The sequence below is a fragment of the Novosphingobium sp. GV079 genome, from assembly GCF_003058045.1.
Classification (GTDB): domain Bacteria; phylum Pseudomonadota; class Alphaproteobacteria; order Sphingomonadales; family Sphingomonadaceae; genus Novosphingobium; species Novosphingobium capsulatum.
The window spans coordinates 22,570-36,981 of the sequence record NZ_QBUE01000018.1; the positions used below are offsets into that span (position 1 = coordinate 22,570).

Below are 14,412 nucleotides of genomic sequence, written 5' to 3' on the forward strand. Positions count from 1 at the left end.
CCGCCTCGCCTCCGTTCGACATTTGCAGCCTTTGCGCCTACCTAGGGGCGCGATGGCCGATTCAACCGACATGTTTGGGCACGAACCCGAAACCCCCGATGCCCCGCCGCAAGAGGCTGCGCCCAGCGCGGCCGAACTCGAAGCGGCTGGACAGGGCGCGATGTTCGGCGATCCCGCGCTCGTGGCCAAGCCTGCGCCCGTTGCGCCCCAGCCTGTGCAAGCGCCTGCCGCTAAGCCGGCACCGGCCGCTGCGCCGGCACAGCCCTATCGCGTGCTGGCGCGCAAGTATCGCCCGCAAACCTTTTCCGCGCTGATCGGCCAGGAAGCCATGGTGCAAACCCTGGCCAACGCGATCCGGCGTGACCGGCTGGCCCATGCCTTCTTGATGACCGGCGTGCGCGGGGTGGGCAAGACCAGCACCGCGCGCCTTATCGCCAAGGCGCTCAACTGCATCGGCCCGGACGGGCAGGGCGGCCCGACGATCGACCCGTGCGGCCAGTGCGAACCGTGCCAGGCCATTGCCGAAGGCCGCCATATCGACGTGATCGAGATGGACGCGGCCAGCCACACCGGCGTGGATGACGTGCGCGAGATCATCGAGGCGGTGCGCTATGCCGCCGTCTCGGCCCGCTACAAGATCTACATCATCGACGAAGTGCACATGCTCTCGCGCAACGCGTTCAACGCGCTGCTCAAGACGCTGGAAGAACCGCCAGCGCATGTGAAGTTCCTGTTCGCCACGACAGAGGTGGACAAGCTGCCGGTCACGGTGCTCTCGCGCTGCCAGCGGTTCGATCTGCGGCGCATCCCGACCGCGCTGCTGGCCGATCATTTCGGCCATGTCTGCAAGGCTGAAGGGGTCGAGGCCGAGGCCGAGGCCCTGGCCATGGTCGCCGCCGCCGCCGAAGGCTCGGCGCGCGACGGGCTTTCGATCCTCGATCAGGCGATCAGCCATGCCGATCTGGCGGGCAGCGGCGATGGCTCGGTGATCACGGTTTCGGCCGCGCAAGTGCAGGACATGCTCGGCCTGGCCGACAAGACGCTGCAACGCCGCCTGTTTGCCGCCATGCTCAAGGGTGATGGCGCCGCGCTGCTCGCTGAAGTGGCGCATCAATATGCCTTGGGGATCGAGCCGGTCGCCATGCTGCGCGCGCAGCTTGATCTGGTGCACAAGGTCACCGTCACCCAGATCAGCGGGCCAGAGGGCGAGGCGCGCTCGGCCGAAGAGGCTGCGGCGCTGCAGGGCTGGGCCGGCGATCTGGCGCCCGGGCAGTTGCACCGCCTGTGGCAGTTGCTGCTTAAGGGCCATGACGAGGTGAAGACCGCGCCCGATCCGCTGGTGGCGGCGCAGATGGCGCTGCTGCGCGTGCTGCACGCGGCCGACATGCCCGATCCCGGCGGCCTGGTGCGCAAGCTGGAAGAAATGCTGGCGCAAGGGCCCGCCCTGGCCGCGAGCATGGCCGCGCAGCCCACGTCCGATGGCGCCCCGGTTGCAGCGATGCCGTCGGCGCCTGCCACGGGTATCGCCATGGATTGGCAAGCCTTGGTGGAGCAGGTGGAAGAGGTTTCGCCGCTCACCGGCGCCACCATGCGCCTGTCGGTCCGCCTGATCGAATTGCGCATGGGCACGCTGCGCTATCAGCTGGCGCCGGGCCTGCCGGGCGATCCCACGCCCGATATCAAGAAAGCGCTACAGAATATCACCGGCCAGGCTTGGCTGGTGGAACGGCTCGATGGCGAAGCGGCCCAGGGCGCGCAGCCCAGCCTGGTGGAAGCCAAGGCCGCCTTGGAAGCCGAGGCCGAGGCCGCGATGCGTGCCGATCCGCTGGTGCGCGCTGCACTCGAAGCCTTTCCCGGCGCTGAAATTCTCGACGAATCCAACCCCGCCACGGCTGAACGCCGGCCGTGGTCGCCTGCGCGGAGCAGACAAGCATGAAGTCCATGGAAGAAATGATCCAGGCGGCACAGAAGGCCGCCGAAACCATCCAGAAGCAGATGGAGGATGCTCAAGGCCGCCTCGACGCGATCGAGGTGGAGGGCGCTGCTGGCGGTGGCCTGGTCACCATCAAGGCTTCGGCCAAGGGCCGCGTGATCGGCGTGTCGATCGATGACAGCCTGCTCGTTCCGGCCGACAAGGGCATTCTCGAAGACCTGGTGGCAGCCGCGTTCAACGATGCGCGGGCCAAGGCCGATGCCGCCGCTGCCGAAGAAATGCAGAAGGTGCAGATGGCGGCGGGTATTCCGCCGGGCTTCAAGCTGCCGTTCTGAGCGGCGGCGCAACCTTTCAAGATTACCGTTGTTTTCCCATGGCTGCGCGCCTGATCGATCTTTCGTTCAGCGCCCAGTCATGGTGAGACCGACTACGGGGACATGATGATCGTATTGCTTGCCGCTGCGTTGGCCGGGACCACGCCGATAGATGATGGCGCGCCGCCGCAGCCGGTTGCGGGCAGCCCTGCCGCATCTGCCTCTGCCGTGACCGCGCCTGCCGCTCCTGCCACCGCGTCGGCCGTACCTTCTGCCCCCGAACAAGCGCCCGCCCGCGCACCCGATGGCCAGATTCTTCCCGTCATCGTGCTGCCCACGGTCACGCCGGTTGCCGCCAACGATACCGCTGCCGAGACGCAGCCCGCTGACGAAGGCGCCATTGTCGTCAACGCGCGGCGCGGCCCGCCGCCTGGCGACCCGGTCATCGCCCTCAACAAGGTGACCTTTGCCGCCACCCAGGCGGTTGATCGCGCGGTGATCGGGCCGGCCGCCAAGGCCTATGGCTCGATCGTGCCCGCGCCCATTCGCACTGGCTTCCGGCATTTCTTCACCAACCTGACCGAGCCGGTGATCGCGCTGAATTTCCTGTTGCAGTTGAAGCCGGGCAAGGCTGCTGAAACCTTGGGCCGGTTCGCCATCAATTCCACCATCGGGGTGGGCGGCCTGCTCGATGTGGCCGTGGCCAAGCCGTTCAAGCTGCCTTATCGCCGCAACGGCTTTGGCTATACCCTCGCCTATTATGGCGTGGGGCCAGGGCCGTTCCTGTTCGTTCCGCTGGTTGGGCCCACCACCCTGCGCGACGTGATCGGCCTGGGCCTCGATCGTGCGTTCCTGCCGGCGATTGTCGGCGGCCCGCTGCGCAGCCCTGCCTATGTCACCGGCAGCTTCGTGGTGCGTTCGCTCAACGATCGTCTTGACGATGACCGCCGCATCCAGGCGATGCGCAAGGCTGGCGATCCCTATCTCGCCGCCAAGGAAGGCTATCTCGCCGCCCGCCAGGAGCAGATCGACGAGCTCAAGGGGCACAAGCACAAGGAAAAGGCCGCCCCGCCCCCCGATGCGCAGACGCCACCCGCTGTGGTGAATCCCGCAGCACCGGCGCCAGCGCCCACCGGGCCAGCGACCACCGGGCCGGCGCACGCCCCGGATGGCCAGGTGCTGCCCCCGATCGTGCTGCCCGCGCCCGCGCCAGCCGCTACCCCGGCAGCGGCACCAGCCACCACCCCCCCCTGATCGGCGCACCGCCGCCCCACAGGCCAAGTCCCGCGCAAAAAGGCTGAAAACCGGCAATCCCCAACCGTCTTGGCGCTTGGGCATTGCGGGGCGGCGCCTTGCACCCCATATCTGCCTCAAGCCCTGCCGGTTTGGGTTCATGTGCGGCAGGTGGGACGGACATTTGCACTTATGACTTTGTATCCCCTGCTGCCCTTGCGCGATATCGTGGTGTTCCCCGGTATGGTCGTGCCGCTGTTTGTCGGCCGCGAAAAGTCGGTTGCCGCCCTGGAAACGGCCATGGCCGGGTCCAAGGACATCTTCCTGCTGGCCCAGCTCGACCCCGGCTGCGACGATCCCGATCGCGATGATCTCTATGAAACCGGCGTGATCGCCACGGTGCTCCAGCTGCTCAAGCTGCCCGATGGCACCGTGCGCGTGCTGGTGGAAGGCAACCAGCGTGCCGAGCTCAAGACGCTCAACGCGGAAAGCTCCAGCCACGGCGACATGCTGATGGCCGAGGTCGAGCCGATCGAGCCGGGCAGTGTCTCGGGCACCGAAGTGTCGGCGATGATGCGCTCGGTGGTCGATCAGTTCGCCGAATATGCCAAGCTTTCCAAGAAGCTGCCGCAGGATGCCGGGCAGCAGCTGGGCGATATCGAAGACGCTGGCAAGCTGGCCGATGCCGTGGCTGCCAACCTGGCGGCCAAGGTGGCCGACAAGCAGGCCGTGCTTTCGGAAAGCGACGCTCTCAAGCGTCTGGAAATGGTGCTTTCCTTCATGGAAGGCGAGCTGGGCGTGCTCCAGGTGGAGCGCAAGATCCGTGGCCGCGTCAAGCGCCAGATGGAAAAGACCCAGCGCGAATACTACCTCAACGAGCAGCTCAAGGCGATCCAGTCGGAACTGGGCGGCGGCGACGGTGAGGAAGCCAACGAGATCCAGGAACTGCAGGACAAGATCGACAGTCTCAAGCTGTCGAAGGAAGCCCGCGCCAAGGCCAATGCCGAGCTGAAAAAGCTCAAGACCATGCAGCCGATGAGCGCGGAAGCCACCGTGATCCGCAACTATCTCGATGTGCTGCTGGGCCTGCCGTGGGGCAAGCGGTCCAAGCTCAAGAAGGATATCCCGGGCGCCCAGGCGGTGCTCGATGCCGATCACTACGCGCTGGACAAGGTCAAGGATCGCATCGTCGAATACCTGGCCGTGCAGGCGCGCACCAACAAGCTCAAGGGTCCGATCCTGTGCCTCGTTGGCCCGCCGGGCGTGGGCAAGACCTCGCTGGGCAAGTCGATCGCCAAGGCCACCGGCCGGCAGTTCATCCGCCAGTCGCTGGGCGGCGTGCGCGACGAGGCCGAAATCCGTGGCCACCGCCGCACCTACATCGGCTCGCTACCGGGCAAGATCGTCACCAACCTGCGCAAGGCTGGTGCATCCAACCCGCTGTTCCTGCTCGACGAGATCGACAAGCTGGGCCAGGATTTCCGGGGCGATCCCGCTTCGGCCCTGCTCGAAGTGCTCGACCCCGAACAGAACGCCAAGTTCCAGGATCATTATCTGGAGCTGGACATCGACCTGTCCGACGTGATGTTCGTGTGCACGGCCAACAGCCTCAACCTGCCGCAGCCGCTGCTCGATCGCATGGAGATCATCCGCCTCGAAGGTTATACCGAGGATGAGAAGGTCGAAATCGCCGAGCGGCACCTGGTGAGCAAGCAGGTGGAAGCACACGGCCTGCGCAAGGGCGAGTTCACGCTCACGCAGGACGCGCTGCGCGATCTGATCCGCTATTACACCCGCGAAGCCGGCGTGCGCACGCTGGAGCGCGAAGTGGCCCGGCTCGCGCGCAAATCGTTGCGGAAGATTCTGGAAGGCAAGGAAAAGAGCGTGACGATCACGCCTGAAAACCTTGCCGAGTTCGCCGGCGTGCGTAAATTCCGCCACGGCGTCTCTGACGAGGAAAACCAGGTCGGCGCGGTAACGGGCCTGGCCTGGACAGAAGTGGGCGGCGAATTGCTGACGATCGAAAGCGTGACGGTGCCCGGCAAGGGCGCGGTGCGCACCACCGGCAAACTGGGCGAAGTGATGAGCGAAAGCGTCCAGATGGCGTTCAGCTTCGTCAAGGCGCGCAGCCCTGCCTATGGCATCAAGCCGTCGATCTTCCAGCGCAAGGATCTGCATATCCACCTGCCCGAAGGCGCCGTGCCCAAGGACGGGCCGAGCGCGGGCATCGGCATGGTCACCGCGATGGTTTCGACGCTGACCGGTGTTCCGGTGCGTGCCGATGTGGCGATGACCGGGGAAGTGACGCTACGCGGCCGTGTGCTGGCGATCGGGGGATTGAAGGAAAAGCTGCTCGCCGCGCTGCGCGGTGGCATCAAGACGGTCCTGATACCCGAGGAAAACCGCAAGGATCTGGCGGAAATCCCCGCCAATATCCGCGAAGGGCTGGAGATCGTGCCGGTGTCGCATGTCGACGAGGTTCTGGCGCGGGCGCTGGTTGCCCCGGTGGAAGCGATCGAATGGACCGAAGCCGACGACCTTGCCACGCAGCCGGCGGCGGCCCCCCTGGGCGGCAGCCCGGCAGCGGCACGCACCGCGCACTGAGCGCAGTTTCTACCGTAGTTTGACGGGAGCCGCGCGCAACATCGTTGCGCGCGGCTTTTGCCTGCCCGCAAAGTCGGTTGCCATCGGGGATAAATTGCGGGTTTTGCGTGCTTTTGCCTTTGACAGCGCTTTTTTTCTCGGCTCTTTTCCGCCGCACCCGAAATCACGATTTTCCAACATTTGCTGTCCAGTAGATTGGTAGGGGGTTTCCGCACATGAACAAGAACGATCTGATCAGCGCCGTCGCCGATGTCAGCGGCCTGTCCAAGGGCGATGCCATCAAGGCTGTCGAAGCCGTGTTCGAATCGATTTCCGGCGCGCTGGCCAAGGGTGAGGAAGTGCGCCTGGTCGGCTTCGGCACGTTCTCGGTTGCCAAGCGCAAGGCGTCGACCGGCCGCAACCCCCGCACCGGCGAACCGATGGCCATCAAGGCTTCGGCCCAGCCCAAGTTCAAGGCCGGCAAGGGGCTCAAGGACGCGGTGAACTGACCCCATCGCGCCGCAAGGCAAAAAAAGAGGCCGCGTCGCATGCCGACGCGGCCTTTTTTGTGGAAAAAGAATTCCCGTGTTCCGCACAAAGGCGGTTCAGTCGTCCACGCTCGGGCGCGTGGCGGCGGCATAGAGGGCGATGGCGGCCGCGTTGGAGACATTGAGGCTTTCGATCGCGCCGCTGATCGGCAGGCGGGCAATGGCATCGCAATGCTGCATCACGTTGTGCCGCATGCCTTCGCCCTCGGCGCCCAGTACCAGCGCCACCGGGCCGGCGGGCAGGGCATGGGGAAATTCCGCCTCGCCTTCGCCGTCCAGGCCGATTCGCCAATAGCCGGCCTCGGAAATCGATTCGAGCGCGCGTGCCAGGTTGACCACCCGCACCCACGGCACCGATTCCAGCGCGCCCGATGCCGATTTGGCCAAAGTGCCCGATTCGGGCGGGGCATGGCGATCCTGGGTGATCAGCGCGGCCACGTCGAATGCGGCACAGCTGCGCAGGATGGCGCCCACGTTGTGCGGATCGGTGACCTGATCGAGCAGCACCAGGGTGCGGCCCTCGGCCTCTTCCAGCACATCGTCCAGCGCCACATCGTCCAGCGGCAGGCATTCCAGCACCAGGCCCTGGTGCGGCGCATCACGCGCCACCAGGCGCCCCAGATCCACCGCCTGGGCATATTCCACCGGCAGATCGCGCGGCAGTTCGGCGTCATGGTCGTTCAGCATTTCCTGGATCGCCTCGCGCGTGCCCCACAGCTTCTTGGCGGTGCGGTTGGGGTTGGTCAGTGCCGCTTCCACGGCATGGCGGCCCCACAGCCGCACCGTGCCGGTGCTGCCACGGCCCGATCCGCGCCCACCCTGGTTGCGCCCGGCCCGGCCGCGCAATGAGCGGCTCTTCTTGCCACTGTCGTGGCGCTTGTCTTGGTCATCATCGTGGCGGGGCATTGCGAACACCTGTGCATAAAAATCGAAAACTGCATCGCCCTTAGCCAGCCCCCCCATTGACAGGCAAGCGATGGTTCGCCAAAGGGCCTCTCACTCGGCCGGACGGACCGGATCGCTTGCAGCGAAACGGCCCATTCAAATGCAGGAAAGCCTTGGAAAAGGCGCTCCTCGCACCGGCAAATCTGGTGTGGACAGGTGGCCGAGTGGTTAAAGGCAGCAGACTGTAAATCTGCCCGCGCAAGCGTACGCTAGTTCGAATCTAGCCCTGTCCACCACCAGTATTCCAGCCCGCTCGCCAGGGCTGCCCCCACAAAAAATCCCAGCCTCACGGCCGCCCCGGTCGTTGCGGCAGCGTCACCTGCGGGTTTGGCGTCGCGCTGGGCACCAGGCCATAGTCGTAAGTCTCGCTGGCTTTCCAGGTATGGCCGCAAACCACATTGGTGCACTGGTAATAGATCTCGCGGTGGGTGTCGGTAACCGGCCGGCTCGATCGCCGTTGACCCGGTTGGTGGCAATGGGGGCAATGCAGGCGCCCGGTGCGCGGCTGCCCCGTGGTGGGGGATGGCATGGTGGATCTCCGTCTGTATCGATAAATCTATAATGCACCAATCTATCGTCTACGCAATAGATAAATGAATTGCCGATTTATAGTTTAATCTATAAACCGCTATCCATGACACTGGGTGATCGCATTGCCGCGCGAATCAGCGCGTTGGGCCTGTCGCAGGCGGAACTGGCGCGCCGCGTCGGCATTTCACAGCCGAGCGTGAACCACCTCATCCGCAAGGGGGCGCAAGGGTCGCGCCATATCCACGCCATAGCCCGCGCTCTCGAAACGAGCGTGGAATATCTCACCGGTGAAACCGATGACCCCGCCAACGATGGTCGCCGTGCGCCGTCGGTTTCGGTAGTTGCCGGAGCCATGGGCCTGGTTGCCGTGCGCGAGGTCGATCTGGCGATCGGCCTGGGCGCCGCCTATATCGACCAGCCTATCGCCGATGTGCAGCGCATGTTTCCGCGCGAATGGCTCGATCTCTATACCCGTGCCCCGGCGGAAAGCCTGATCATTGCGCGCGGTTCCGGGGACAGCATGATCCCCACCATCCTCGATAACGATCTGCTGCTGATCGATACCAGCCAGGCCGTGCCGCGCCTGGCCGATCAGGTCTGGGCGGTCAGCTATTGCGGGCTGGGCTGCGTCAAGCGGCTGCGGCCCAGCAAGGATGGCGGTTGGCTGCTGATGGCCGACAATCCTGCCATTTCCCCAATCACCGCCTATGATGGGGAACTGCACGTGCTGGGCCGCGTCGTGGCCTATTTCCGCAAGATGTAGCGCGCCATGGCCCGTGCCAGCCGGGGATAGCCGGGCAGGGCCAGCGCCATTGCCAGCAGCGCTGCTGCGGCCGGCGGCCATTGGTGCAGGCCGGCATAACAGGCTGCCACCGTGGGAAATACCGGCAGGGCGAGGCATTCGCGCCATACCAGCTCATGCCGGCCGGCGGGCGAAAGGCGCAGCCCCAGCCGGGCAATCGTGATCGTGCAGGTCGCTGCCAAGCTGATCAGCCAGCAGGGCCAGAACGGGTTGTGAAGGGGGATCATTGCGTGGTTCCTTTTGCGGTTGCCCCACCACAAAAGCCCAATTTCCCGCCCGGCGCGATGCCACCCTGTTGTGCAGATTCCTTATACAACAAGGCTTTGCATGTAGTTGGCACGGCGCTGGTCGATCCCTGACAGCGGTTGGTGGCACTGGTGTGCGCCATACGCTTGCCGCGCGACGCGCCAGCGCCTAGACCGGCGGCATGCCTGGTGACATTTTTGACAATCGCGGACGCGGCAATGCCGGTTGGTCCTGGCCCTCCATCCATCCCGAAGGACGCAAGTTCGGCGCTATTGCCGGTGGCATCGCGCTGATCGCGGCCATTTTCGGCGGCAGCATCGTGGCCTGGCCGTTCGTGTTCCTGACCCTTGGCGTGCTCGCGTTCTTCCGCGATCCGGTGCGCGTGACCCCGCGTGACGATCGCTTTGTGGTGGCGCCGGCCGATGGCCTGATCACGCTGATCCAGAAGGTGGCCCCGCCGCGCGAGCTTTCGGCCGACGATGGCAGCGGCCTTGCCGCCATGGACCCGACGCCGGTGACCCGCGTGTCGATCTTCATGTCGGTGTTCGACGTGCACGTGAATCGCACCCCGATCGGCGGCACGATCCGCCGCGTGGTCTATATTCCGGGCAAGTTCCTCAATGCCGATCTCGACAAGGCGAGTGAGGAAAACGAGCGCCAGCACTTCCTGGTGGAGCGCAGCGACGGCGTGAAGATCGGCTTTACGCAGATCGCTGGCTTGGTGGCGCGGCGCATCGTGCCGTTCGTCAAGAGCGGAGACATCGTGGCCGTTGGCCAGCGGGTTGGCCTCATTCGCTTTGGCAGCCGCGTTGACGTTTATCTGCCCGTCGGCACGGAACCCAAGGTGCTGATCGGCCAGCGCGTGGTGGCTGGCGAAACCATCCTGGCCGAAATCGGCGATGCACCGCTGATCGAGGGTATCAGCCAGTGACCTTGCCGGCAGAGGACGAAGAGGCATTTTCGGGTGAAGACTTTGGCCGCCACCGGCTGCCGCGCGGGCTTACACTGCGCGCGCTGGTGCCCAATGCCATTACCTCTGCTGCGCTATGCTGCGGGCTGACCGGTATTCGCTTTGCCATTGGTGGTGATTTCCGCGGCGCGGTGCTGGCGGTCATTCTCGCCGGCATGCTCGACGGCATCGACGGCCGCGTGGCGCGTCTGATGAAGGCGCAGTCGCGCTTTGGCGCAGAGTTGGACAGCCTGTCCGATGCCATCTCGTTTGGCGTGGCCCCGGCGCTGATCCTCTACCTCTGGTCGTTGCAGCAGATGCCGCGCTTTGGCTGGTTTGCGGCGCTGGCGCTGGCGGTATGCTGCGCCTTGCGCCTCGCCCGCTTCAACGCCCGCATCGACATGGAAGAGCAGCCGCACAAGTCCGCCGGCTTTCTTACTGGCGTTCCCGCCCCGGCCGGCGCCGGCCTGTCGTTTCTGCCGCTTTACCTGTGGGTGGCGAGCGGCCGCGACGAGTTTCGTCAGCCGATCTTCGTGGCGATCTGGGCGGCGCTCATGGCGTTCATGATGATTTCCAACATGGCGACGCCGGGCTGGTCATCGTTCCGCCCGCGCAAGACCATCCGCCTGGAGCTGATCGCACTGACCGGGTTGGTCTTTGCGGCGCTGCTGACGGAACCCTGGCTGACGCTGGTGGGAATTTGTGCGCTCTATCTTGCACTGATTCCAGTGGGTGTGGTGCGCTATGCCCGGCTCAAGCGGCAGCGCGCCGTGTCGCTTTCGTAACCACGCCAGCGGCCGGGCGCGGCGAGGGGCGGCGCACCGTGCTGCGCACCAGCGGCGGCAGCGCCGGGGTCGCCGGCGCGGCGGTGGCCAGCGGGCTGTCGATCAGCCGCGCCAGGAAAGCGCGATCGAGGTCCAGCGCATCGGCTTGTTCCAGCGCGCGGGCATCGGCCAGCAACTGACGAATGGCGCCAAGCTGGCCGTGCAAGGTGGCCGCAACGGCAACCAGGGCTGCAACGCCGGCGCCGGCAATGACGAGCGAAGCGAGAATGGCGAGCATGGCGATGCCTTTCCGAAGACAAGAGGGCAGGTGCCAAGCAGGGCGTCCTGTGCCCAAGGCTTGACAGCAAGCGCTTGTGTTGTGGATAACTCGATCGTTCCTGAACGGTTCCTGTTTGGCCCGTCGATGTTCCAAATGTTCCACTTTTGTTCCGGTGCGTCAACTGGAATTTCAAGCACATCTGCGCTCGTGCTAAGTGTTTGTGCTTATGTCGAAAATCGATGAAACAGTGTTCGCGGCGCGGTGATTCGGGCGTGGAACAGCCGCGCCAGGACGTGTTTTGCCTGCGTCGGGCAGGTTATCCCCGCGAATCACTGCTAAGGGCATTTCCGGTGGCATTGCCGGTTTACGCGCGCTATGGGCGCCGCAGCCCAGCGGTGATTCGCGGCATGTCCGCCGCCATCATGACAGCAGGGCCAGTCCACATGGGGCGCGCACATACCGGTGCCAGCTGCGGGTTCTCCGCGCGGTTCCAGCGCTCCAGAGGTGAAACCGGAAGGAAATGATTATGGCGGCTCCCGTCGTCACCATGCAGCAACTGATCGAGGCCGGTGCCCACTTCGGCCACCAGACCCACCGCTGGAACCCGCGGATGAAGCCGTACATCTTCGGCGCCCGCAACGGCATCCACATCCTCGACCTGTCGCAGACTGTTCCGCTGATGTCGCGCGCGCTCGAGTTCATCTCGGCCACCGTGCAGGCCGGCGGCAAGGTGCTGTTCGTCGGCACCAAGCGCCAGGCGCAGGAACCGATCGCCCAGGCCGCCCGCGCTTCGGGCCAGCACTATGTCAACCACCGCTGGCTGGGCGGCATGCTCACCAACTGGAAGACCATCTCGGGCTCGATCAAGCGCTTCAAGGCGCTGGAGGAACAGCTTTCGGGTGACACCGCCGGTCTCACCAAGAAGGAAGTGCTCCAGCTCACCCGCGAGCGTGACAAGTTCGAATTGTCGCTCGGCGGTATCCGCGACATGGGCGGCATCCCCGACGTGATGTTCGTGATCGACGCCAACAAGGAAGAACTGGCGATCAAGGAAGCCAACGTGCTGGGTATCCCAGTCGTGGCGATCCTCGACTCCAACGTTTCGCCCGAAGGCATCGCGTTCCCGATCCCGGCGAACGACGACGCCAGCCGCGCCATCCGCCTCTATTGCGAAGCCGTGGCCGCCGCTGCCACCAAGGGCGGCCGTGACGCTGCATATGCTTCGGGCGTGGACCTGGGCGCGCTGGACGAGCCGGTTGCCGAAGAAGCCGTCGAAGGCTGATTGCAGGCTGACATGACGGGGGCGGCGCCGCGATCGGCGCCGTCACCGAATTGTCCCGTTTCATGAAGTAGGGCCGCGGCGCGTGCAGCCGCGGCCGCACCGTTTCAGACAAAGGACAAACGCGATGGCTTACACCGCCGCTGACGTGAAGAACCTGCGCGAGCGCACTGGCGCCGGCATGATGGACTGCAAGAAGGCGCTCGACGAAGCTGCCGGCGATTTCGAAGCCGCGGTTGACGCGCTGCGCGCCAAGGGCCTTGCCGCCGCCGCCAAGAAGTCGAGCCGCACCGCCGCCGAAGGCCTCGTGGGCGTGGCCGTTTCGGGCACCAAGGGCGTCGCCGTCGAAGTGAACTCGGAAACCGACTTCGTCGCCAAGAACGACCAGTTCCAGGACTTCGTGCGCAAGTCGACCGAAGTGGCGCTGGAAACCGGCGCGGCCGACGTGGAAGCTCTCAAGGCTGCTGCCTATCCGGACGGCGGCACCGTGGCCGACAAGCTGACCAACAACGTTGCCACCATCGGTGAAAACCAGCAGCTGCGCCGCATCAAGCACGTCGCTGTGTCGAACGGCATCGTCGTGCCCTACATGCACAACGCCGCTGCCACCAACCTCGGCAAGATCGGCGTGCTCGTCGCGCTCGAATCCGAAGCTGGCGCCGACGTGCTCGAGCCGCTCGGCAAGCAGATCGCGATGCACATCGCCGCTGCTTTCCCGCTGGCGCTCAATGCCGAAGACCTCGACGCCGAGCTGATCGCCCGCGAACGCAAGATCGCGGCTGAAAAGGCAGCTGAAAGCGGCAAGCCCGCCGAAGTGCAGGCCAAGATGGTCGATGGCGCCGTGGCCAAGTATGCCAAGGAAAACGCCCTGCTGTCGCAGCTGTTCGTGATGGACAACAAGACCCCGATCGCCCAGGTCGTCGAAGCGGCTGGCAAGGCTGCAGGCACCAAGATCGCCCTCGTTGACTACGTCCGCTTCCAGCTGGGCGAAGGCATCGAAAAGGAAGAGACCGACTTCGCCGCCGAAGTGGCGGCCGCTGCCGGCATCAAGTAAGCATCGCTTTTCGCGTCCCCGCGCAACCGGGGCCTGGCCTTGCCCATGCGGCAATGCGCCGGGTTCCTGTTGCAGCGGGGACGTTTGCGTTTGCGAAAAGCGCAGCGGCGCCCTTGGCACGGCCCGTGCGCTGCGTATAAGGGCGCGAACCAGGGGTGGAGGGGCCGCCGGTTGCGTGCCAACCCGCCTTCATCCCGATCCTTTTTTGCGAGACCCGGACGCCCCATGACCACCCCTGCAAAGTTCAAGCGCATCCTGCTCAAGCTTTCTGGCGAAGTGCTCATGGGCAACCAGCAGTTCGGCATCGATACCGATTTCGTCGCCGCGCTCGCCGCCGAAGTGAAGGCTGCCAAGGAAACCGGCCTCGAAATCTGCCTGGTTATTGGCGGCGGCAACATCTTTCGCGGGATGGCTGGCGCTGCCAAGGGCATGGACCGCGCCCAGGCCGATTACATGGGCATGCTGGCCACGGTGATGAACGCACTGGCGATGCAGTCCGCCCTCGAAAAGCTGGGCGTCGACACCCGCGTGCAATCGGCCGTGCAGATGGACCAGGTGTGCGAACCCGTCATCCGCCGCCGCGCCGAACGCCATCTCGCCAAGGGCCGCGTGGTGATCTTTGCCGCCGGCGTGGGCGCGCCCTATTTCACCACCGATTCCGGCGCAGCGCTGCGTGCGGCCGAAATGCAGTGTGATGCGCTGTTCAAGGGCACCAGCGTCGATGGCGTCTATAATGCCGATCCCAAGAAGGATGCGGCGGCCAAGCGCTTTGACACCATCGACTATGACACCGTGCTGGCGCACAACCTGCAGGTGATGGACGCCTCGGCCGTGGCGCTGTGCCGCGACAACAATATTCCCATCGTCGTGTTCTCGATCCGCGAGCAGGGCAATCTTGCCCGCGTGCTGGCCGGAGAGGGCACGCAGACCATCGTTCGGAAGGAAGCCTGA

Annotated in this window: 15 protein-coding genes and 1 tRNA gene; 12 read left to right on the forward strand and 4 right to left on the reverse strand. The window is 65.2% G+C overall.

The window, feature by feature from the left end:
* Positions 1-52 precede the first annotated feature (52 nt).
* The 5 genes from C8K14_RS18490 to C8K14_RS18510 all read left to right on the forward strand — a co-directional run bounded on the left by C8K14_RS18490 (position 53) and on the right by C8K14_RS18510 (position 6,572).
* Entirely contained in the window at positions 53-1,936 is a 1,884-nt protein-coding gene (locus C8K14_RS18490) for a DNA polymerase III subunit gamma/tau (RefSeq protein ID WP_233251149.1), read from the forward strand.
* The gene (locus tag C8K14_RS18495) at positions 1,933-2,268 is read left to right on the forward strand and encodes a YbaB/EbfC family nucleoid-associated protein (protein ID WP_022677334.1); all 336 of its coding nucleotides are present in this window, start codon (positions 1,933-1,935) and stop codon (positions 2,266-2,268) included. Before C8K14_RS18490 ends, C8K14_RS18495 begins: the two co-directional genes overlap by 4 nt.
* Positions 2,269-2,370: 102 nt before the next feature.
* Positions 2,371-3,501: a VacJ family lipoprotein gene (locus C8K14_RS18500; RefSeq protein ID WP_107718244.1), complete on the forward strand. Its 1,131-nt coding sequence runs from the start codon at positions 2,371-2,373 to the stop codon at positions 3,499-3,501.
* A 171-nt stretch (positions 3,502-3,672) separates the two neighbouring features.
* On the forward strand, positions 3,673-6,084 hold the full coding sequence (lon, locus tag C8K14_RS18505; RefSeq protein ID WP_028658138.1) for an endopeptidase La: 2,412 nt from the start codon (positions 3,673-3,675) through the stop codon (positions 6,082-6,084).
* Positions 6,085-6,299: 215 nt separating this feature from the next.
* Entirely contained in the window at positions 6,300-6,572 is a 273-nt protein-coding gene (locus C8K14_RS18510) for an HU family DNA-binding protein (RefSeq protein WP_022677331.1), read from the forward strand.
* Positions 6,573-6,668: 96 nt separating this feature from the next.
* On the opposite strand, the gene rlmB is transcribed toward C8K14_RS18510, so the two are convergent.
* Positions 6,669-7,517, reverse strand: a complete 849-nt coding sequence (gene rlmB / locus C8K14_RS18515; protein ID WP_107718305.1) for a 23S rRNA (guanosine(2251)-2'-O)-methyltransferase RlmB — start codon at positions 7,515-7,517, stop codon at positions 6,669-6,671.
* A 189-nt stretch (positions 7,518-7,706) separates the two neighbouring features.
* Here rlmB and C8K14_RS18520 point away from each other — a divergent pair.
* Positions 7,707-7,792: transfer RNA gene (locus tag C8K14_RS18520), tRNA-Tyr, on the forward strand.
* Between the two features lie 50 nt (positions 7,793-7,842).
* On the opposite strand, the gene C8K14_RS18525 is transcribed toward C8K14_RS18520, so the two are convergent.
* Positions 7,843-8,085: an ogr/Delta-like zinc finger family protein gene (locus tag C8K14_RS18525; RefSeq protein WP_082209206.1), complete on the reverse strand. Its 243-nt coding sequence runs from the start codon at positions 8,083-8,085 to the stop codon at positions 7,843-7,845.
* A 105-nt stretch (positions 8,086-8,190) separates the two neighbouring features.
* Here C8K14_RS18525 and C8K14_RS18530 point away from each other — a divergent pair, with 105 nt between their 5' ends.
* Complete coding sequence (locus C8K14_RS18530) at positions 8,191-8,850, forward strand: S24 family peptidase (RefSeq protein ID WP_022677329.1); 660 nt, start codon at positions 8,191-8,193, stop codon at positions 8,848-8,850.
* Here C8K14_RS18530 and C8K14_RS18535 read toward each other — a convergent pair.
* Positions 8,832-9,116 (reverse strand): hypothetical protein, encoded by a 285-nt coding sequence (locus C8K14_RS18535; RefSeq protein ID WP_107718246.1) that lies wholly within the window; start codon positions 9,114-9,116, stop codon positions 8,832-8,834. The genes C8K14_RS18530 and C8K14_RS18535 overlap by 19 nt on opposite strands.
* A 200-nt stretch (positions 9,117-9,316) precedes the next feature.
* Here C8K14_RS18535 and C8K14_RS18540 point away from each other — a divergent pair, with 200 nt between their 5' ends.
* Positions 9,317-10,066, forward strand: a complete 750-nt coding sequence (locus C8K14_RS18540) for a phosphatidylserine decarboxylase (RefSeq protein WP_022677327.1) — start codon at positions 9,317-9,319, stop codon at positions 10,064-10,066.
* Between the two features lie 2 nt (positions 10,067-10,068).
* Positions 10,069-10,869 carry a phosphatidylcholine/phosphatidylserine synthase gene (locus tag C8K14_RS18545; RefSeq protein WP_082350248.1) on the forward strand — a complete coding sequence of 267 codons (801 nt, stop codon included), beginning with the start codon at positions 10,069-10,071 and terminating at the stop codon, positions 10,867-10,869.
* Here C8K14_RS18545 and C8K14_RS18550 read toward each other — a convergent pair.
* On the reverse strand, positions 10,838-11,146 hold the full coding sequence (locus tag C8K14_RS18550) for a hypothetical protein (RefSeq protein WP_107718248.1): 309 nt from the start codon (positions 11,144-11,146) through the stop codon (positions 10,838-10,840). The genes C8K14_RS18545 and C8K14_RS18550 overlap by 32 nt on opposite strands.
* A 508-nt stretch (positions 11,147-11,654) precedes the next feature.
* Here C8K14_RS18550 and rpsB point away from each other — a divergent pair.
* The 3 genes from rpsB (at position 11,655) to pyrH (ending at position 14,412) form a co-directional block, all read left to right on the forward strand.
* A complete protein-coding gene (rpsB, locus tag C8K14_RS18555; RefSeq protein ID WP_062784960.1) occupies positions 11,655-12,410 on the forward strand; it encodes a 30S ribosomal protein S2 in 756 nt (251 codons plus the stop codon).
* A gap of 124 nt (positions 12,411-12,534) precedes the next feature.
* A complete protein-coding gene (gene tsf, locus C8K14_RS18560) occupies positions 12,535-13,461 on the forward strand; it encodes a translation elongation factor Ts (protein WP_107718250.1) in 927 nt (308 codons plus the stop codon).
* 225 nt (positions 13,462-13,686) lie between these two features.
* Positions 13,687-14,412: a UMP kinase gene (gene pyrH / locus C8K14_RS18565; RefSeq protein ID WP_022677323.1), complete on the forward strand. Its 726-nt coding sequence runs from the start codon at positions 13,687-13,689 to the stop codon at positions 14,410-14,412.